The organism is Mycolicibacterium fallax, assembly GCF_010726955.1.
Lineage (GTDB): Bacteria > Actinomycetota > Actinomycetes > Mycobacteriales > Mycobacteriaceae > Mycobacterium > Mycobacterium fallax.
On the sequence record NZ_AP022603.1, the window covers coordinates 944,079 to 962,291 of the forward strand.

15 protein-coding genes and 4 pseudogenes are annotated in these 18,213 nt (G+C 63.3%); 14 read left to right on the top strand and 5 right to left on the bottom strand.

Features of this window, described 5'->3' with window-relative positions; all coding sequences use genetic code 11:
• Positions 1–111 precede the first annotated feature (111 nt).
• Positions 112–597 carry a hypothetical protein gene (locus G6N10_RS04505; protein WP_163742128.1) on the bottom strand — a complete coding sequence of 162 codons (486 nt, stop codon included), beginning with the start codon at positions 595–597 and terminating at the stop codon, positions 112–114.
• Between the two features lie 170 nt (positions 598–767).
• Complete coding sequence (locus G6N10_RS04510) at positions 768–1,832, bottom strand: IS630 family transposase (protein ID WP_085095819.1); 1,065 nt, start codon at positions 1,830–1,832, stop codon at positions 768–770.
• Positions 1,833–2,094: 262 nt separating this feature from the next.
• Here G6N10_RS04510 and G6N10_RS04515 point away from each other — a divergent pair, with 262 nt between their 5' ends.
• From G6N10_RS04515 to G6N10_RS04540, 6 genes and pseudogenes are all read left to right on the top strand, one after another.
• On the top strand, positions 2,095–2,892 hold the full coding sequence (locus tag G6N10_RS04515; RefSeq protein ID WP_163742211.1) for a TnsA-like heteromeric transposase endonuclease subunit: 798 nt from the start codon (positions 2,095–2,097) through the stop codon (positions 2,890–2,892).
• Positions 2,889–3,878: a helix-turn-helix domain-containing protein gene (locus G6N10_RS04520; protein ID WP_163742215.1), complete on the top strand. Its 990-nt coding sequence runs from the start codon at positions 2,889–2,891 to the stop codon at positions 3,876–3,878. The genes G6N10_RS04515 and G6N10_RS04520 overlap by 4 nt, the downstream gene beginning before the upstream one ends.
• A 77-nt stretch (positions 3,879–3,955) precedes the next feature.
• Positions 3,956–5,095 (top strand): annotated as a pseudogene (locus G6N10_RS04525) (IS3 family transposase).
• Positions 5,096–5,170: 75 nt separating this feature from the next.
• On the top strand, positions 5,171–6,208 hold the full coding sequence (locus tag G6N10_RS04530; RefSeq protein ID WP_163742218.1) for a Mu transposase C-terminal domain-containing protein: 1,038 nt from the start codon (positions 5,171–5,173) through the stop codon (positions 6,206–6,208).
• A 7-nt stretch (positions 6,209–6,215) separates the two neighbouring features.
• On the top strand, positions 6,216–7,247 hold the full coding sequence (locus G6N10_RS04535; RefSeq protein ID WP_085100120.1) for an AAA family ATPase: 1,032 nt from the start codon (positions 6,216–6,218) through the stop codon (positions 7,245–7,247).
• A gap of 7 nt (positions 7,248–7,254) precedes the next feature.
• The gene (locus tag G6N10_RS04540; RefSeq protein WP_133055194.1) at positions 7,255–7,572 is read left to right on the top strand and encodes a hypothetical protein; all 318 of its coding nucleotides are present in this window, start codon (positions 7,255–7,257) and stop codon (positions 7,570–7,572) included.
• On the opposite strand, the pseudogene G6N10_RS04545 reads toward G6N10_RS04540, so the two are convergent.
• Both G6N10_RS04545 and G6N10_RS04550 read right to left on the bottom strand, forming a co-directional pair.
• Positions 7,573–8,412: pseudogene (locus G6N10_RS04545) on the bottom strand (IS3 family transposase); the annotation flags it as partial.
• Between the two features lie 31 nt (positions 8,413–8,443).
• Positions 8,444–9,711, bottom strand: a pseudogene (locus G6N10_RS04550) (IS3 family transposase).
• Between the two features lie 53 nt (positions 9,712–9,764).
• On the opposite strand from G6N10_RS04550, the pseudogene G6N10_RS04555 reads away from it, so the two are divergent.
• The 8 genes and pseudogenes from G6N10_RS04555 to G6N10_RS04590 all read left to right on the top strand — a co-directional run.
• Positions 9,765–10,634: pseudogene (locus G6N10_RS04555) on the top strand (Mu transposase C-terminal domain-containing protein); the annotation flags it as partial.
• Positions 10,622–11,650 carry a TniB family NTP-binding protein gene (locus G6N10_RS04560; protein WP_046253719.1) on the top strand — a complete coding sequence of 343 codons (1,029 nt, stop codon included), beginning with the start codon at positions 10,622–10,624 and terminating at the stop codon, positions 11,648–11,650. The pseudogene G6N10_RS04555 and the gene G6N10_RS04560, both read left to right, overlap by 13 nt.
• 454 nt (positions 11,651–12,104) lie before the next feature.
• Entirely contained in the window at positions 12,105–12,473 is a 369-nt protein-coding gene (locus tag G6N10_RS20270; RefSeq protein ID WP_052740222.1) for a hypothetical protein, read from the top strand.
• A 467-nt stretch (positions 12,474–12,940) separates the two neighbouring features.
• Positions 12,941–14,389: a GMC oxidoreductase gene (locus G6N10_RS04570; protein WP_234810677.1), complete on the top strand. Its 1,449-nt coding sequence runs from the start codon at positions 12,941–12,943 to the stop codon at positions 14,387–14,389.
• 51 nt (positions 14,390–14,440) lie between these two features.
• The gene (locus G6N10_RS04575) at positions 14,441–15,112 is read left to right on the top strand and encodes a carboxymuconolactone decarboxylase family protein (RefSeq protein WP_046253722.1); all 672 of its coding nucleotides are present in this window, start codon (positions 14,441–14,443) and stop codon (positions 15,110–15,112) included.
• A gap of 101 nt (positions 15,113–15,213) precedes the next feature.
• Complete coding sequence (locus G6N10_RS04580; RefSeq protein ID WP_163742225.1) at positions 15,214–15,639, top strand: hypothetical protein; 426 nt, start codon at positions 15,214–15,216, stop codon at positions 15,637–15,639.
• 99 nt (positions 15,640–15,738) lie between these two features.
• Complete coding sequence (locus tag G6N10_RS04585) at positions 15,739–16,311, top strand: TetR/AcrR family transcriptional regulator (protein ID WP_052740224.1); 573 nt, start codon at positions 15,739–15,741, stop codon at positions 16,309–16,311.
• A gap of 9 nt (positions 16,312–16,320) precedes the next feature.
• Entirely contained in the window at positions 16,321–16,971 is a 651-nt protein-coding gene (locus G6N10_RS04590) for a carboxymuconolactone decarboxylase family protein (protein WP_046253724.1), read from the top strand.
• 318 nt (positions 16,972–17,289) lie between these two features.
• On the opposite strand, the gene G6N10_RS04595 is transcribed toward G6N10_RS04590, so the two are convergent.
• Positions 17,290–18,048, bottom strand: a complete 759-nt coding sequence (locus G6N10_RS04595; protein ID WP_085100058.1) for an alpha/beta fold hydrolase — start codon at positions 18,046–18,048, stop codon at positions 17,290–17,292.
• Positions 18,049–18,213: the final 165 nt, after the last annotated feature.

An 18,213-nucleotide genomic window follows, 5' to 3' on the forward strand; every position in this document is an offset into this window, starting at 1 on the left:
TAACTCATTGATCACTACGCGATGGCCCACCCCACAGCCGGTACCGACACACCCCCGGCCACCTACACCCCGGCCGGCGTCACCTCCCGAAACCCCACCACGCCAGGGGACTTACCCCTTGGCTAGGCGCTCACGATGCTGCTCGAACTCTATTCGTTGGTCATCCGCCAACGGATCTGTACGCGCCGAAAGCGCCTCGTACTCAATCTGGTCGAACTTGTCTTGCCACCCTTGTTCTGCCTTGATGAAGCCATAGCAGCGACGCACCCGCTCCGCAGTGTCGGATTCCTGGATCAGCCATATCGTCTTGGCTGATGATTCCATCGCAATTCGGCAGAGCGCAGCAACCGCCGAGGTACGAGTCTGCCCCTTCGTCAACGCAAGGGAGATGACCCCGGCCGCCGCCACGAGGTGCTCACTAGCGTTCATCGTGGGGTAGAGCGCCGTCGAACTGAGCAGACTCGGCTCCCCCTCTAGCCCGACCGCGGCGTTGTCGTGAGCAAAACGGCTGAGTGGGTGGATCGGGTTCGGCCTCAAGCCCCAGTCCATGAACGCATGGGCCTGCGCGGCCCGTTCGCCGACGAACGCGATGTACATCGCTCGCTTCAACCGCTTTGCGTCACGCGGGTAAGCCTTCTGCAGAGCAGACCAGTTGGCTTCGGAGAAATCGGGTCGCTGCTGACGCTCGCCCGGCCGCGCTCGAGGCGGCATTTTGAACCCAAAAGCTGCTGGACCTGGTTCTTGGACAGCGTCACTAGTGGTCCGTCTCAGTTTTGATTGACTACTTGTTGGAGTTTGGTGCGTGCGCGTCGAACTTTGGCCAGGATCGACTCGGCGGTGGCCGTCCAAACGTAGGGCTTCGGATCGGCGTTGTGGGCGTTGAGGTATGACTCGATGCTGGCGATCAACTCGGGCACGCTGGCGAAGATTCCCCGGCGTAGGTTCTTGTCGGTCAGGTCGCGGAACCACCGTTCGACCTGGTTGAGCCATGACGACGAGGTCGGGGTGAAATGGAAGTGAAAGCGCCTGTGCCGCTTCATCCATTTTTGAACTTGGGTGTGCTTATGGGTGGCGTAGTTGTCCAGGATCAAATGAACCTGTAACCCCTCGGGCACCTCGCGGTCGATCGTGTTGAGGAACTTGATGAACTCGACGTGGCGGTGCCGGGGCAGACACTGGCCGATCACGGCGCCAGTCATCACGTCCAGGGCGGCGAACAAGGTGGTCGTGCCGTTGCGCTTGTAATCATGGGTCATCGTGCCCGCCCGTCCCGGCACCATCGGCAGCGATGCCTGGGTGCGGTCCAAAGCCTGAATCTGCGACTTCTCGTCCATGCACAACACGATGGCCTGCTCGGGCGGATTCAGATACAACCCGACCACATCGATCAGTTTCTCCTCAAACAACGGATCGTTGGACACCTTGAACGTATCGATCCGATGCGGCTGCAACCCGAGATCCGACCAAATCCGTTGTACCGTGGCCGAACTGACCCCTACCCTCTTGGCCATCGTGCGACACGACCAATGCGTGGCACCTTCCGGGGTCGTGGTGGTGGTCAACCGCACGATCGTGGCGATCGTCTCCTCGGGAATCGAGGGCTTGCGGCCTCGACCTTCGCGGATCTTGCCCAACCCGGCAAGCCCGTCTTCACTGAAACGTTGACGCCAGGCCCGCACTGTCACCGGCGTCACCCCGACATCCTCGGCAATGCGGGTGTTGGCTTCACCATCGGCGGCCATCAGCAGCGCTTTCGCGCGCAGTACCTGCTGGTGTGGCGCCGTCCGCGACCGTTCTAGCGTCTCCAATGTCTCACGCTCGGCCGGCGTCATCGGCAAGGCCGCTGCTGGTGATGCACTCACCCATGCAGGATACCGAACAAGTAGCTAGTTATTTGTGTGACATACCACTAGCTTGGCGACGCTGCCGCTCTCGTTCCTGGGCGCGCTGCTTTGCGGCTCTCCTGTCTCCACGTCGTGCCATCGGCTGTCCTCTCGATTGATGACAGGACGTCACGATAGCGGTGCCCACCGACATCTCCCACCCGGCCGTCAGCAGCGAGTGGACCCAATGTAATCAGTTGGCTCCATCGGCGTGTCCAAATGGAAGCATTCTGGGCACGGCCATACGATCAAGGCCGTGCCCATTCACGGGCGCGCCGCGGCGCAAAGTCACCACGGCGAGCTGGTTGACTACCGGCCCGCCGAAGGTGAACCTGTCACTCAAGTTCCGCGCGACGAGCTATGGTCGGTGCCGCTTGAGAAATGTGCGCCGGTCCGCAAAGCCTTGTCGTACAAAGGCCAGAAGAACTTCACCGGCGAGTGGTGGTGTTCGACAACAGAGTCGCATATCTCGTTCGAATCGTGGGTTGAACGGGACTTTCTGCTCACCGTGGACTTCGACCCTTACATCGTTGGAATATCCGTACAGCCCTTTACTTTTCGATTTGTCACGGCCGCAGGCAAGCAACGTGAGCACACACCCGACGTATTCCTCCGGAGTACATCCGGCGACGGCGTTGTCGTAGATGTTCGACCGGACCGACTTGTGGACGATGATGCACGCGAGGCGTTCGATGCGACCGCTGAGCTTTGCGAGCAGGCAGGATGGTCTTACCGCCGTGCTGGAGAGCAGCCTCGCATCCGAGCGGCGAACCTGCGTTGGCTCGCCGGCTACCGGAACCCGCGGAATAGACGCCAAGACACGGCTGCTGACCTGATCTCACTGCTGACTTCAAACCCGATGACGATCAGTGAAGCTGCCGCCGCTGTTGGCGAACCGATACTGGTACTACCGACTCTCTATCACCTGCTCTGGACGCACGAGCTTGACATCGATGTCGATTCAGCGCCGATCGGTGAACGTACGATGATCGGTTTGGTAGCACGATGAACGCTGAGCCCGCCAAGATCGCCATCGGCGACTTCTGCCGATACGACGGCAAGTTCTGCGAGCTGGTGGCCATTGACGGAGTGGTAGCGAAGCTACGGCGGGAGGACGGTCAGCTCTCAGCAGTGAAGATTGCGGACCTGTTCGCGGACAGTTCGTTTGACGTCCTCTCCCCCAGTGTTCGTCGCCGACCAATCCCACCCGACTACTTTTCGACGCTGCCGACTCAGGTCCAGGAGCGTGTCCTCTGGCTTGAGCATCACATCTCTGAAGTAGTCGACGGGATACCTGTCGGCTCTCTCCCGCAGACTATGCCGCGCAACGGATACGACACGCGATCGACGTCACTCGGGCAGCGCGAACGCAACAAATGCTCCGAACTTGATGCTGCTGGGACTCCTTTGGGGCTCAAGTATATTCAGGAGCTCCGTCGGCGTTACGAACGGTCCGGCGTCGCCGGACTGATCGACGGCCGTCTTCACCGCCGCCGCTCGCCAACCCGGCGCGTCGATGATCGGTACATCAGCGTGCTGTTAGAGGTACTGAACGAAAACGAACTGCAATCGACGCGCACAGAGATTGCCTTGAAATGGCATGTAGACCGGCGCGTGGTCGACAGGTTCGCCGATGGAGTGAAACTTCCCTCTCACACCACATTTCATCGGCTGATGAAGCAACTCCTCCAGGCGCGTCATGCGACTGGATCCGCTCGAACCCGGCAGACGAAGAACCATCAACCTGAAGGCATGTTCAGCAGGGTCGTTGCAAGCCGTCCAGGTGAGTGGATGCAGATCGACACGACACCTTTCGACGTCGGCATCCAACTCGATGAGTCTGTGAAGGGGCGGGTGGAGTTGACTGGCCTCGTCGATGCTGCGACGCGCAGTATCGTTGCGGCAGTGCTGCGACCGACAACCAAGGCGGTGGACGCATCGCTACTCGTCGCGAAGTCAATGACACCGGAACCGATGCGACCCGGGTGGGTCTGAGGTGAGCCCGCTGTAGTGGTCCAGTCGTTGTGGGACTCTGTTGCCCGAGTGTTTGGGCAGGAAGAATCGACGACGACATGGCATCGAACAAGCGCCGGCGGCATACGCCGGATCAGATTATCCGCAAGCTCGCTGAGGGCAACAAGCTGCTGGCGACCGGCCAGGAGTTGGCCGAGGTGTGTCGGCATGTGGAGGTCGCGGAATCGACGTGGCATCGCTGGGTGGCCCAGTACGGCGGCATGAAGGCCAACGACGCCAAGCGGCTCAAGGAGCTCGAGGCCGAGAACGCCCGGCTCAAGAAGCTGGTCGCCAACCAGGCCCTCGACATCGACATGCTCAAGGAGATTTCGGCGGGAAACTTCTGACCCCGAACCGCAAGCGCCGCGCAGCAGCGATGCTGCGTGAGCGGTTCGGGGTCTCTGAGCGCCGCGCGTGCACCGTGGTGGGTCTGCACCGCTCCACGATGCGCCTGGCCCCGCCGTCGATCAGCACCGAGGAGGCCCAGCTGAGGGGGTGGCTGCGCCGGTTCTCCACCGACCGGCCGCGTTGGGGGTGGCGTCGCGCTGCCAAGATGGCCCGCCGCGCCGGTTGGCAGGTCAACAACAAGCGGATCCGCCGGCTGTGGCGCGAGGAGGGGGCTTCGGGTGCCGCAGCGGCGCCGCAAGAAGCGGCTGACTGGTATCGGTGTGGCCGTGGGCGCGATGTCGCCTATCCGTCCGAATGTCATCTGGGCGATGGACTTTCAGTTCGACACCACTGCCGACGGTCGCACGCTGAAGTTGTTGAACGTCATCGACGAGTTCACCCGCGAGGCCCTGGCGATCGAGGTCGACCGCAGCATCGACGCCGACGGCGTGGTCGCCGTGCTGGACCGCCTCGCCCTGGTACACGGTGCACCGCACTACGTGCGCTTCGACAACGGCCCGGAGTTCGTCGCGCACGCCGTCGCCGATTGGTGCCGGTTCAACAGTGCTGGTTCACTTTTCATCGATCCCGGCTCGCCGTGGCAAAACGCTTTCATCGAGTCGTTCAACGGCCGGCTTCGTGATGAACTGCTCAACTCGTGGCGGTTCGACTCCCTGCTGGAAGCCAGGGTGCTCATCGAGGACTGGCGTCGTGACTACAACGCCAATCGGCCCCACACCGCCCACGGCGACCTCACCCCGGCCGAGTTTGCCCTACAGTGGGCCACGACCCATCAACCGAAAGTCGCATAACGACTGGACCACAAAACGGGTCCCCCTCAGGTCGATGCCGTCCGAATGTCGAACTCCGTATTGCCGTACCACGCAATGCGGTCTGTCGATGACAGGCTTGAGCATGCTGCTGCGCGCCCCGTTATCGTTCCCGAGAACATCGTTTATGACAATGGCGCCGTCTACCTGTCAACCACATTCCGCTCCGCATGCAGATCGTTCGGAATCAGCATGCAGCCGGCACACAAGGACGAGCCCACCGACAAGCCGATCGTCGAACGCACGCTGGGATCGGTGAAAACCCTCTTCGCGCAGTACGTCACCGGCTACCTGGGGTCTTCGGTCGAGAATCGGGGCAAGAACGCGGAGCAGAACGCCGTATTCTCGCTGCAAGAGCTTCAGGATCTGCTGGACGAATGGATCGTCGTCGCCTGGCAGAACCGACCGCACGACGGCCTGCGGGATCCGCTGAACCCGCAACGAAAGCTGACCCCGAACGAGAAGTACGCGTCCATGCTCGCCGTCAGCGGTTACATCCCCGCGCCGCTGAGCTCCGACCAATACATCGCACTGCTGCCCAGCCTCTATCGAACGGTCACAGCTGCAGGCATCACCATCGACTACCGGGTCTACGACAGCGACGCCCTGGACCCAGCGCGTGGCGAGATTTCCGGGGTACCCGGCAAGGGCGTGCAGTGGCAGGTCCACTACGACCCCTACGACGTGAGTCGCATCTGGGTCCGCAACCACCACGGCGAGGGATACCTGATGGCGCACTGGACGCAGCTCCAAACCGCACCGCAACCGTTCGGATCGGCGCTATGGGAACACGCACGTCAACTCGAGACAAGTCGTGGCGAGCGACGAACATCCCAAGAGGCGATCACCGCGGCAGTCGAGGACCTCTTGGGACGTGCGTCCGTAGCGCCCGAGTCACCGCGACGGCGCCGCCGGACAGCAAAGGACCGCCGGGTCATCGCACGTACGCGGGCGGCAGCAGAACTCCCACCGACAGTGCCGCCGGCAGCGGGACCGCCTACGCCTCACCTGCCCCCCGAAGAGGACGACGACGACATCGCTGATGTCATACCACTACCCGTATTTGACGCCGAGAAAGAGGCCGACACATGGTGATTCGAAAATGACCATTGATGACCAGGCCGTCGAGCCTGACCTCGACCCGCGCCAGCTACCGTCAGTAACGCTTGATGGCTGGCGCAGATTCGTCGATGCCAAGCCTGCAACATTTGAGCTGCTCGATCACGACTCCTACAGCTCGCTCTCCGGTGCAGAGAAGCTCACCTTCGACGACCGGCGCATGGCCTACCACTCGGAGTTGGTCATCATTGAAACCTCAACGGTCCGCCACATCACCCGGCAAGGCCGGCTGCTGAGCCTGCTCAATCAACGCGAATGCGGCGCTCGCCGATCCATGATCGTGTCGGGGCCGTGGGCGAGTGGGAAGACCACTACCATCAAGCTGCTCGGAAAGATCCACGAGCAGAACGTACGCCGGCGGTATCCCGGCCAGGACCGGATACCTGTCGTCTACATCACGACACCGCCGAAAGGATCCCCGCGCAAGCTCGCATCTGAGTTCGCCAACTTCCTCGGGCTGCCCACGCGTCAGCGCCACAACACAACCGACATCGCCGATGCCGTGTGCCACGTGCTCACCGAAGCCCGGACCGAGCTCGTCATTGTCGACGAGATCCACAACCTCAACCTTGCCAGCGCCGCAGGCGAGGATATGTCCGATCATCTGAAGTACTTCAGCGAACACATGCCCGCCACATTCATCTACTCGGGCATCAACGTGGAGCGCTCTGGGCTGTTCACCGGAGTCCGCGGCCGGCAAATCTCGGGAAGATCAGTGCTCATCAAGACGGGCAACTTCCCGTTCAACGACGAATGGAAATCGCTCGTCGCATCGATGGAATCGGCCCTGCGCCTCTACAAACACCGAGACGGCACGCTGACGCGAAACTCCAAATACCTACACCAGCGAACGGGCGGGTCGATCAGCAGCCTGAGCCACCTCATCCGCGCAGCGGCGATCATGGCGATCCTCAGCGGAGACGATGCGATCACCCGAGAAGCGCTCGACGCCGCCATCATCGACCACGCAGCCGAGTCCGCAACCAGTCACCCGATCACACCCAAGGCCGGGTAGTCGAATCGTGATCACGCTCATGGCCAGCATTGGCAATCAGACACTTCCGCGCCCCGTGAGGCCCCTGAGCAATGAAGTTCTGGCTGAGTATCTCGCTCGCCTTGCGAAAGCTAACGGCATCAGCCGTGCTCGCCTGGAAGCACTTCTGATCCGCCGCGGGCCAACGATGCGGGCTGCGCTGGCCACCACCGTGTCCATCAGCGATCGCGCCCTCGTCTTCGCGCTGCCCGAACTACGAGTCGCGGACGATTCCGACGTCTACCCTGAATTGCTGCAACGCGAAGTGGAATGGGCCCTGCCCCCGGATCTTGGACACGGTGGGTGATTACGCAGCGGTTGGCAGCGTAGCGGCCCGGCGGGCCTCGTAGGTGGACGGGGACAGGTAGCCGCACCAGGAGTGACGGCGGCGGGTGTTGTAGCGGACGAGCCAGCGGAAGACCTCGCGGCGGCAGGTGGCCTCGTCGGGCCAGCAGGCGGCGTCTTGGAGGACCTCGCGCTTGATGGTGGCGTTGAACGACTCGGCCAGAGCGTTGTCGGCCGAGGAGCCGACGGCTCCCATGGACTGGGTCACGCCGAGCTGCTTGCAGAGCTTGGCGTAGTCCTTGCTGGTGTAGACCGACCCGTGGTCGGAGTGGAAGATCGCGCCCTTGAGGCTGCCCCGGGTGGCGGCGGCTGCCTTGAGGGCGTCCTCGACGAGCTCGGTACGCATGTGGTCGGCGACCGCCCACCCGGCCAGCCGGCGTGAGTAGCAGTCGATCACGGTGGCCAGATACAGGTTCGTCCCGTCCCCGATCGGCAGGTAGGTGATGTCCCCGACATAGCGGTCGTTGACCGCCTTCGCGGTGAAGTCCCGCTTGAGCAGGTCGGGGACCTTCTGCCCCGACGGCTCGGGGATCGTGGTCCGCACCCTCCGCTTCTTCACGTAGCCACGGATTCCCTCGGCCCGCATTACCCGCGCGACGCGCTTGTGGTTCACGCGCTCGCCGGCAGGGGCGCCGTCGTTGAGCTCGGCAGTGATCCGGGGCGCGCCGCAGGTCTTGTCCTGCTGGTGTGCGGACCTGATCCGTTCAGCCAGCGCCGCGTCCGCGACCGCCCTGGCCTCACGCCCGGGAGCGGCCTTGACCCACGCGTAGTAGGAAGAGCGCTCGATCTCGACGAGCTCACACTGAACCACCCCGGGTTTGATGCACACTTGGTTACTGGTGTGCAGCCGCGGATTGGGCTGTGTTTTGAGCGTAGTGGATCTGCTCGTATTCGATGGGTGGGATCCGGCCGAGGCGGTGCATGATCCGGTCGGTGTTGTACCAGCTGACCCAGTCGGCGGTGAGCAGTTCCACGTCGGCCAGTCGGCGCAGCGGGCCGCGGCGGAACGGGGAGTCCGCTCGGACGGCCTCGTGCTTGTACAAGCCGATGGTGGTCTCGGCCAGTGCGTTGTCGTAGGCGTCGCCGACCGAGCCGATCGACGGGATCAGCCCGGACAGGGCCAAGGTCTCCCCACAGCACACAGAGGTGTACTGCGAGCCCGCATCCGAGTGGTGAATCACCTTGCCCTGCAATGGTTTACCCTCACGTTCGCGGAGTTGTGCCGCGTGCCGGATCGCTCGACGCACCAACAGGTCGCTCTTGCTCGTCGAACATGCCCAGCCCACGATCCGCCCGGCGTAGGCGTCGATGACGAACGCGGTATAGACGAACATCCCGCACGCCAGGCGCACGTAGGTGAAATCGGCCACCAGCAGCACGCTGGGCGCGGGCGCCCGAACTGGCGATCGACCAGGTCAGCCGCGCGCTCGGCGGCGGGATCGGCGATCGTGGTGCGGACCTTGCGCCGGCGGGTGACCCGCGCCAGCCGTTGGCCCGCATCAACCGCTCCACCGTGCAGCGGGCCACCTCGATGCCCTGACGCCGCAGGGTCGCCCACATCTTCACCGCCCCGTACAACGACTCCGGGGCGCGTCGGCCCGCCTGATCAGGCTCGTAGTAGCCGGCCAGCACCCCGGTCAGGGCGATATCGGACAACGCACGCTTCGACGGCGGCCGTTTCAGCCAGGCGTGGAACGTTCTCGGGGCAATCTGGCAGCCGTGCTCGGTGAGCACGCGGCAGATCGGAGCGACCCGAACCGAGCGCGATGCTCGGCGATGAACGCACAGATCAACGGTGTCGCGGGTCGCTCTCCCGCACGAAGAAACTTGTCGCCGCCTTCAAGATCTCGATGGTCTCCTCAAGTTCACGGTTCTTGCGTTTGAGCTCGCGCAACTCCCGTACGGCATCGGAGGACACCCCGTCACGCTGGCCGGTGTCGACCTCGGCCTGGTTGACCCACCGACGCAGCGATTCATACGACACCCCCAACCGCTTGGCCACCGCGCTGATACACGCCGTGCGGGTGTCGTACTCCTCGGCATGGTCGATGACCAACCGCACCGCCCGGGCCCTGAACTCGTCGTCGTACTTCTTCGGCATGATGCGCCTTACCTTCCCTCGAAAGAAGGTGTGCATCAAACCCGGGGTGGTTCACCCTGCAGTCGGTGGGCACCCTGTTTGCGCAGTACGTCGCGGGGTATGTGGGCTCCTCGGTGGAACGGAGAGGCAAGAACGCCGAGCAGGACGCGGTGTGGTCGATGGTCGAGCTGCAGGCGCTGTTGGACGAATGGATCATCGCGGTGTGGCAGAACCGTCCCCATGACGGGCTGCGGGACCCGGTGACCCCGGGTAAGGCGTTGACTCCCAATGAGAAATACGCAGCGCTGGTCGAGGTGGCCGGCTACGTGCCGGTGCCCTTGGATGCCGACGACTACATCGAGTTGCTTCCGGTGCAGTGGCGCACGATCAACAACTACGGGATCCGGATCAACCACCGCACTTATGACGCCAAGGCGCTCAATCCCTACCGGCGCCAGCATTCCGGCGTCGATGCTCACAACGGGAAGTGGGAGGTGCACTACGACCCCTACGACGTGTCACGGATCTGGGTGCGCAATCACCACGAAGACGGTTGGCTGGCCGCGACGTGGACGCACCTGCGCAGCGCCCCGGTTCCGTTCGGTGAAACGCTGTGGCGCCACGCCCGCACGGTGGCCGACCGCAGGGGCACCCAGAAGGCTCGGGAAGCCGAGATCGCAGCAATCGCCGAGGACTTGATGGATCGGGCCGCAGCCGGGCCTGCAGATCGATCGAAAGCCGAGCGGCGGGTGATCGGGCGGACCAGCGCCGCCAGCGCCGGCCCCACGTGGCCGACCCCACCGCAGTCACCGCAGCGCGCTGCGCCGTCACCGGCGTAGCCTTGCGCCCACGGCGCGTCCATCGACGATGACGATGACATGGCCGAGGTCATACCTCTGCCGGTGTTCGATGCGCGTAAGGAGGCCCACGCATGGCGACTGTGACCGAAATTGCCGCGGTCGGTCAGCTCGAAGATCGCCGCCAGCCAACCACGACGTTGGAAGGCTGGCGGCGATTTGTTGATGCGGACCCGCCGGAATTCACGTTGCTCGACGACGACACGTGGGCCAGCCTCGGCGATGACGAGCGGACGGCCTACAACGAGGCCCGGGTGGCGCATCATTCCGAGTTGGTGGTGGTCACCACCTCCGCGATCGAAGCGATCACCCACCAGGGCCGGCTGCTGACCCTGCTCAATCAGCGTGAGATCGGAGCGCGGCGGGGACTGATCATTTCCGGCGGCGCGGCGACCGGAAAGACCACGGCCATGAAGCAACTGGGCCGGTTTCACGAACTGCGGACCCATGCACGTTTTCCTGGCGACGAGAGCCGTATTCCGGTGGTGTATGTGACGGCGCCGCCGAAAGGGTCACCACGGAAGTTGGCGATGGAATTCGCCCGATTCTTGGGACTGCCACTGCTCAATCCGCGGATGAACGTGACCGACATCTCCGATGCGGTCTGCCAAGTGCTCATCGATGCCCGCACCGACATCGTGGTGGTCGACGAGATCCACAACCTGAACCTGGATACCCGCGCTGGCGAGGAACTGTCCGATCACCTGAAGTACTTCACCGAACATCTGCCGGCGACATTCGTCTACGCCGGGATCGACGTGGAACGCTCCGGGCTGTTCACCGGGACCCGAGGACGGCAGCTCGCCGGTCGCTGCGGAGTCATCCACACCAGCGCGTTCCCCGATGCCAAGGAGTGGCGACAACTCATCGCCGCGATGGAAGGCACCCTGCGACTGCACCGCCACCAGCCAGGAACTCTGATTGCCCAAGCTCGTTACCTACATCGGCGCACCGGCGGCATGATCGGCAGCCTGGCTCACCTGATCCGGGCCTCAGCGATCCAGGCCATGCTCGACGGTACCGAGCACATCACCCGCGACGGGATGGACGCAGTGTTGATCGACTACGCCGCACATACCGCTGCGGCCCGCACCGCCAGCTGACATGGCTGCTACCTGGGCCTGGCCCCGTGGCCCGCGCCAGCGGTTGCCGCGAACAGTCGCACCGTTCGCATATGAGGCCGCAACGTCATATGCCGCAAGGCTGGCCCACGCCAACCGCATCGGAGTGCACACACTGCGGGGCTACGTCGCTGAATCTTGTAACGCTCGCCCGCGGCCCGACTGGTTGGCCGCTGTCAGCGGTCAACCAGTGGACGTCCTCGAGACGCGTCTGCGTGGCCTGGCTGGCGACCCCGCCACGCTCAAGCAGAATCTGCGACGTCCGCTCTGCCGAAGATGTATGGCCGGTAAAGGAATCCGCGAACCCGTCTACTGCTACCTGCCAGCACACCTCACGGTCTGTCACCGGCACCGACGTTGGGTCGGACCGCCTGCGAATACCCTCGACGACCAACTTGATCTGCGGGGTCATCCTCAGGTTCTTCGGGCTGCCCGAATGCACTGGCGCCTGGCGAATCTGTACGCCGAACTGGACCTGCGCGCGGCGCTCGGCGATGCGCGCCACATGCTGGGCTATTGGGCTCACGCCGAGCAGCGCGAAGCGGCCGCGATTCTGCGGGGTGGACTACACGCACACGTGTCGGCCTATCCCGATGTGATCTCGATCGCCGCGACCTTGCTCACCGCTCGACCGCAGATCGAACATCCTGACAGCTCAACGGTATCCGCCTCGACACTGCTGATCGTCCGTATCGGCGAACGCACCACCACCCACCACAATGACGCCACTCCCGTTGAGCAATGGGTACAGAACCGGCGGCAGGTGAGCAAGGTGTCGGGCGGTCGCTTGTCAGGGGCTCCTTAATCAGGGGGCTTCGAAAAAGCTTCGCAGTGCACCCAGATCGGACGGCAACTCGTCGACATCGACGGTGACGAGTATGCACCGATCTGCAACGGTGATCGGCTGCCCGCGGTCCCTCTGCGACGGTACACGTGGGCTTCGTGGGGCTACGCCGCACGGAGGCGATCTCCTCTGTCCCGGGATCCTTGATCAAGCACCGCGGGTGGTTGCATTGCGTTCCGTCCTGTTCTAGCATTTGGTCACGAGACCAAAGAATGGATTCTGGCTAGCGCCGCCTGGCGGCGTCTGGAAAACGAATCTGCGAAGCAGGGCGGAGGCGCACTCGATGCAAACCGAGCTGGCTCGCCACTCGCTGGCAACGTGCTGGGTCAGTTCGCTTCGAGCGAATCGGTAATACATTGCCTACGAATGTGTCCCGGCCGTGTGGCGACTTTGATGTTGTGGTCGTCGGCTCTGGGTTCGGCGGTGCGGTGACATCGGCCCGGTTGGCTGAAGCCGGGATGAAGGTGCTGGTCCTCGAACGCGGTCCGTGGTGGGGTGTGGCTGGCGATTCTCGGCCTAAGGAAGTCACCCGACCATTTCCCCGCGGTCTGACGGGGATGCCGGGGTTTCTCCGCGGCCTGACCAGGGCCAACGATGATGGACAGCGAGTCCTGTGGTCACGTCCGACCGGGTTGTTCGACGTGCACCTGTGGCCCGGTGTGACGGTTGTGGTCGGCAGCGGTGTCGGCGGCGGTTCCCTGGTCTACGCGGGGTACCAGTCCCGTCCGGCGGCCGGATTCTTCGATGACCACTTTCCTGCTGAGATCTCCGATGCTGACATGGCACCCTACTTCGAGATGGTCGAAGCGATCCAGCAACCGCAGCCGCTGCCACACCCGGTTGCTTCGCGTGAGGTCTTCGCCCGGGGGCTCGCACGCGCGGACCTGGGGGCGGCTGAATCACCCGTCATGGGTATCCAGTTCGGCGACCCCAGCACCCCGCGATGGCGGAACAATGCGGTCGGCAACCCGCAACAAACGTGTCGCGACTGTGGTGCCTGCGTCATCGGATGTGAATACACCGCCAAGACAACGCTGGATCACACGTATCTCACATTGGCGCGGCGCCACGGCGCCGATATCCGTGCGCTGTGCGAGGTGACCGCGATCGGCGGTACCGACCACCGCTACGAGGTGGCCTGGCACGACCACCGGGACGGAACCGATCATTTGATCGTCACGCCGCAGCTGGTTCTGGCTGCCGGCACGGTTGGGACACTGCGGCTGCTGTACGCCGCCCGCGACAAACACCGCAGCATGCCCTGGCTGCCGCCCGCGCTGGGCAAGAACTTTTCAGGCAACGGGGACTATCTGGCGATGCTGAGCCGAACTCGTTCGGCTAAACATGATGGGCGACACGCAATGTTTCAGAATGTGCACCACTTGGCCGACGGCGGATTCATCGGCGAGGCCGCCCCTCCGGTTGCCCAACTCCCGCTGCCCGGACCGGTGCGCCGCTGGTTATCCGAAACCGTGTTTCTGTTCGCCACGGGACGCGAGCCCGGGATTCAGTTGCTGGCCGCCAACGGTGTCCCGTTCGCCCCTGCATACAAGGCGATCAATGCCGATTTCTACGCACAGACGGGCGATCGGGTCAAACGCATCGCCGAGGCCTACCAGCCTTCCCGGTTCCGTGGGAACTGGCCCGGCGGACAACGAAGCCGACGGCTGGTCACCGTGCACCCGGTTGGGGGTGCTGCGATCGGGGCTACGCCTGATAACGGGGTGATCGACCACCGCGGTGAGGTATTCGGTCACCGCGGGCTCTTCATCGCAGACGGCTCCATCTACCCGGCCGCCCCGGGGGTGCCTCCGTCGCTGGGGATTGCGGCGATGGCCGAACGGCAGGCCGCATTGATGACTGGGGTGGGGTCGTGACACCGGCAATAACCACACCGGGTAAGCAGAAACTCTGAAGGGAGCTGGGAAATGGTGTTCACCAAGAAGTCGGCGCGAGCCGATGGAAAACCCATTGGGAAAACCTATACGCTGCGTGAACTGGCCGCCGCCCTGGTCCGGTTCGTCCCACTGGCACCCCGCGCCGCTATGGTGTGGGGCCTGCGCCGGATGGAACCGAGTCAGCGTGAACAGGTCATGCTGACGGTCGCCCGGGCAAACGGCTGCCGGTACTGCAGCTATATCCATCAGGAATGGGCCATCCGCACCGGCGCGTCCGACGAAGAAATCGCGCAACTGGAGGGCACCGATCCCGCGGCCTTCGACCGTGGCAGGTGGAGCGCGCTTGTCTACGCGAGATCACTGGCTGAAAACGACTTCGGGACGCCGCCTGCCGAGATCGTCGCCGACGCGGCCCGCCACCATAACGCGGGTGAACGCCACAACATTGAGGCCGTCGCGCTGGTGATGACCATCGTCAACCGATCCGCGAACACCATGGATGCTCTGCTTTGCCGCCTGCGCGGCGAACCCGCTTCACAGTCACTGGGAGCCGAGGTGGCCATCACGGTCGGCCTTGCTGCGATTGGCCCGGTCATCGTGCCGGCGCTGAGCGTCATTTTGCGCAAGTCCCCGTGGCGATTGCTTCGTGAGTTCCGCGCCTTCACCGCCGGCGAGACGCCCAACGATGCGCAGGCCGCCTGATGGACCTTCACAGCGGCCAAGACCCGACTATCCCTGAACCCGACGGCCGAGCACCGCAGACATCGCCTGTCCAGGAGGCCGTACCGCGGGACAGCTCCAGCGTGTCGGTGCGCACGATGGCCGAATGCGAACAGCTGTTTGATCGCTTGACTGCCCAGCCCGCAACCACGCTCAACGGTGTGTTTCGTGGCCGTCTGGCGGCCTTTCCAGTACTTGACGCGCTGCCAGATTGGATACGACGTACGGTCGCCTTGCTCGCCCCGCACCTACGGTTTCCTTGGTATGGCAAGTCCTTTGACGGTGATCACGGCGCCAACGTCTGGTTGACCTCGACCGGTCGCTTCCGGCGTTTTAGCTACAGCGTGCAGTATCGGGAGCAGCGCATGCGACTGTCGTATCAAAGCCCGGACAACCCGCGATTTCTGCGCGGGCTCGAAGCTGAGATACGTGAACTCGTACCGGGCCACTTCCTGTGCCGGGCCATCCATCGCGGCACGGCGGTGCTGTACTTCACTCTCGAAGCGTAGAAAACTCAGGCTTGCCGACACCCATTGCCGCCAGCCATCCCGCCGCTAAACCGAAGCCGAAGGATAGGGGCCATCGCACCACGACACCGCGCAACTGACATGCGCACGAAGATTCTCAACAGCGCTGCACGGCGTTTTCGCGCGCAGGGCTACCCGGCCACCACGGTTCGCCAGGTCGCCGACGATGCCGGAATGCTGTTGGGCAGCCTGCAGTACCGCTACGCCAAGAAAGAAGGACTGCTGATCGCAGTCATGGAGAGCGCGGTGGACCGCACCACCGATGCCATCCGCCAGGCGATCGCCGGCAAGCACCGGGTCGATGACCGACTGCGCGCGGCGATAACGGCTTACCTTGAGACGCTGTGGAGCGGGAACGACGCACTCTATGTCCTGCTGTATGACTGGCGCTCCCTCAAGGGCGGAGACCGGGAGCGGGCCGCGCTGCTACACGAGCGACTCTTCTCGCTCTTTGACGGCCTGTTCTATGAAGCCGCCGGCGCCGGCTTCATCTCCGCCGACATCGACATCCCCATGCTGAGGGACCTGTGGCTGGGGGCGCTGAACTGGACCGCCGACCATCCACCAAACAAGACCGCCGAACAGATCAGCGAACTGCTGTGGACGGTCCTCACCGAGGGCACCGCGCAGCGTCGCGCGGAGCAAGACCAATGAGCGAAGCCGATGATTCCTGTGTCACGCGATCATGTTTTTGACGTCTTCAACAAGCGCACCTATACCGTCGCTCAGTTGTGGGCAGATCTGCGGCGCGTCGACTGGAAGATCGGAGCCGATGTTTGGCTCCGTCACACAGTGGATCGGCGAACGCGAGAAGCCATCATGCTGGCGGTATCCCACGCCCACGACTGCCGCTACTGTACCTTCATCCACCGCGAATGGGCGTTGCGCACCGGCCTTCCGCTGTCGGTGATCTCAGGAATCGAAACACCCGCCGACCCGCACCAGAAACAGACCATCGGCTCACCACACGACCCGCAATGGCTGGCCACCACCTACGCCGAAGCATTGGCACGCGCCGACTTCGGCCCAGTCTCGCCGTTGCTCGAAACCGCGGTGACGGTCGAATTCGACAGCGACCACCGCAGCCGAATCGAGACGATCGCCCGGATCATCACGATCTTGAACCGCAGCACCAACACCTTCGATGCGCTTCTGGCCCGACTGTCGCGCGATCCCGTTGATAACAGCAGGCTTCGCGATGAACTGGCAATCTCCCTGTTCGCCTGGGCAGTCACCCTTCCCATGTTCCTCACCGCCGCATTGATTCGCCGCGAATCTCCTCGCCACGTCCTGCGCCGGTTTCGACGTTCCTAGACAAGGCAATTGCGCTTCTGCAAGCTGTTAGTCCACGTAGCATCGCGTAGCTACCTACCAACCGAACACGACTTGCCCCAGATTGGATGAGAAAGCCCAGCGGACCGATTCTCATTCAATCTGGGGCAACGCAGGTCAGAGTCGGCGTTGTGCCCCAGATTCACTGAGAACGGACACCTGCAGCCTGGCGTTTCAGGCGCTCTCAGGAGAAGCTCGGAACCTGTCCGCACCATCGGCTTTGCCTGCAACTCCGGCAGTGGAGACCATCCCGAGCCGTCCCGATGAATCTTGAATACCACTGCTGGGCAGTTCGTTTGACTACGCGTACAGCCGGCAGCGCTCGACGAGGATGGTGGCCAGCCGTTCCGGTTTGCTGACCATCAGCATGTGGCAGCTGTCGATCTCGATAAGCGTCTGCACTCCGCCAAGCGCAAGGATGCACTCATGTTGAATCTTCATCGAGACGGCGCGATCGCGCCGAGTGAGTATCCATGTTCGTGGCACCTCGTCGGGCATGCCGCTGCGGTCAATGTTTTCTATCATGATGGAGGGTGATTCCTGACAGGACCGAGTCAGCGTGAACCTGCGCTGTGCGGGAGTCATTCCGTTGCAGAATACAAACCCCGCCAACGCGGTAGGCAAACCTCCCGCCCGAACCGAACGGCCTTTCTGTACATAATGTTTCGCGGTGCGACGTGCGTACCAGCTCTGCGCCCCGTGAAGCGTGTCCACCAGGGCGCTGCCGTTGGCTGGTACTTGCGCGGTGGCCAAGATCATCTCCCGCACCCGCGCCGAGCCGAGCTTGGTGACAACACCGGGGACGATCACGCCCGCCAGCGAATGGCCGACGATCACGAGGTCGTCGAGCGCAGCATTCTCGATGTCCGACACCACCGAGTCGACCCACTCGTCGATACAAGCCGTGATCAGGTCACCGACTTTATTTCGCCGACCCGGCAAATCAACGGCCAGCACCCTTAGCTTCGGCTCCATACGTTGGATCGCGTCTACGGTGGGCTCCCAACAATCAGCGGCAAAACCGCCTCCGTGCACCAGGACCAAAGCGGGCAGTGCCATGGCGGGCCTCCTTCAGCGCCGTCGGCGCTGGACCGCATCGTAAAGCCCGCGACGCGACGGCGCGCCAGTTTTCGCCACCCGAACAGTTGCTAACGCCGCTCGTCGTCGGCTGCACGTGTCCGACACTCTCACGTCTTTTCGGATTCTGTCCCGCACTCTCATGTC

Excerpts from the sequence above, each read along its gene's own strand:
- G6N10_RS04505 (WP_163742128.1), bottom strand. The coding sequence starts at position 597 with ATGTACATCGCGTTCGTCGGCGAACGGGCCGCGCAGGCCCATGCGTTC.
- G6N10_RS04510 (WP_085095819.1), bottom strand. The coding sequence starts at position 1,832 with ATGACGCCGGCCGAGCGTGAGACATTGGAGACGCTAGAACGGTCGCGG.
- G6N10_RS04520 (WP_163742215.1), top strand. The coding sequence starts at position 2,889 with ATGAACGCTGAGCCCGCCAAGATCGCCATCGGCGACTTCTGCCGATAC.
- G6N10_RS04530 (WP_163742218.1), top strand. The coding sequence starts at position 5,171 with ATGCGGTCTGTCGATGACAGGCTTGAGCATGCTGCTGCGCGCCCCGTT.
- G6N10_RS04535 (WP_085100120.1), top strand. The coding sequence starts at position 6,216 with ATGACCATTGATGACCAGGCCGTCGAGCCTGACCTCGACCCGCGCCAG.
- G6N10_RS04560 (WP_046253719.1), top strand. The coding sequence starts at position 10,622 with ATGGCGACTGTGACCGAAATTGCCGCGGTCGGTCAGCTCGAAGATCGC.
- G6N10_RS20270 (WP_052740222.1), top strand. The coding sequence starts at position 12,105 with ATGCACTGGCGCCTGGCGAATCTGTACGCCGAACTGGACCTGCGCGCG.
- G6N10_RS04575 (WP_046253722.1), top strand. The coding sequence starts at position 14,441 with ATGGTGTTCACCAAGAAGTCGGCGCGAGCCGATGGAAAACCCATTGGG.
- G6N10_RS04585 (WP_052740224.1), top strand. The coding sequence starts at position 15,739 with ATGCGCACGAAGATTCTCAACAGCGCTGCACGGCGTTTTCGCGCGCAG.
- G6N10_RS04590 (WP_046253724.1), top strand. The coding sequence starts at position 16,321 with ATGATTCCTGTGTCACGCGATCATGTTTTTGACGTCTTCAACAAGCGC.
- G6N10_RS04595 (WP_085100058.1), bottom strand. The coding sequence starts at position 18,048 with ATGGCACTGCCCGCTTTGGTCCTGGTGCACGGAGGCGGTTTTGCCGCT.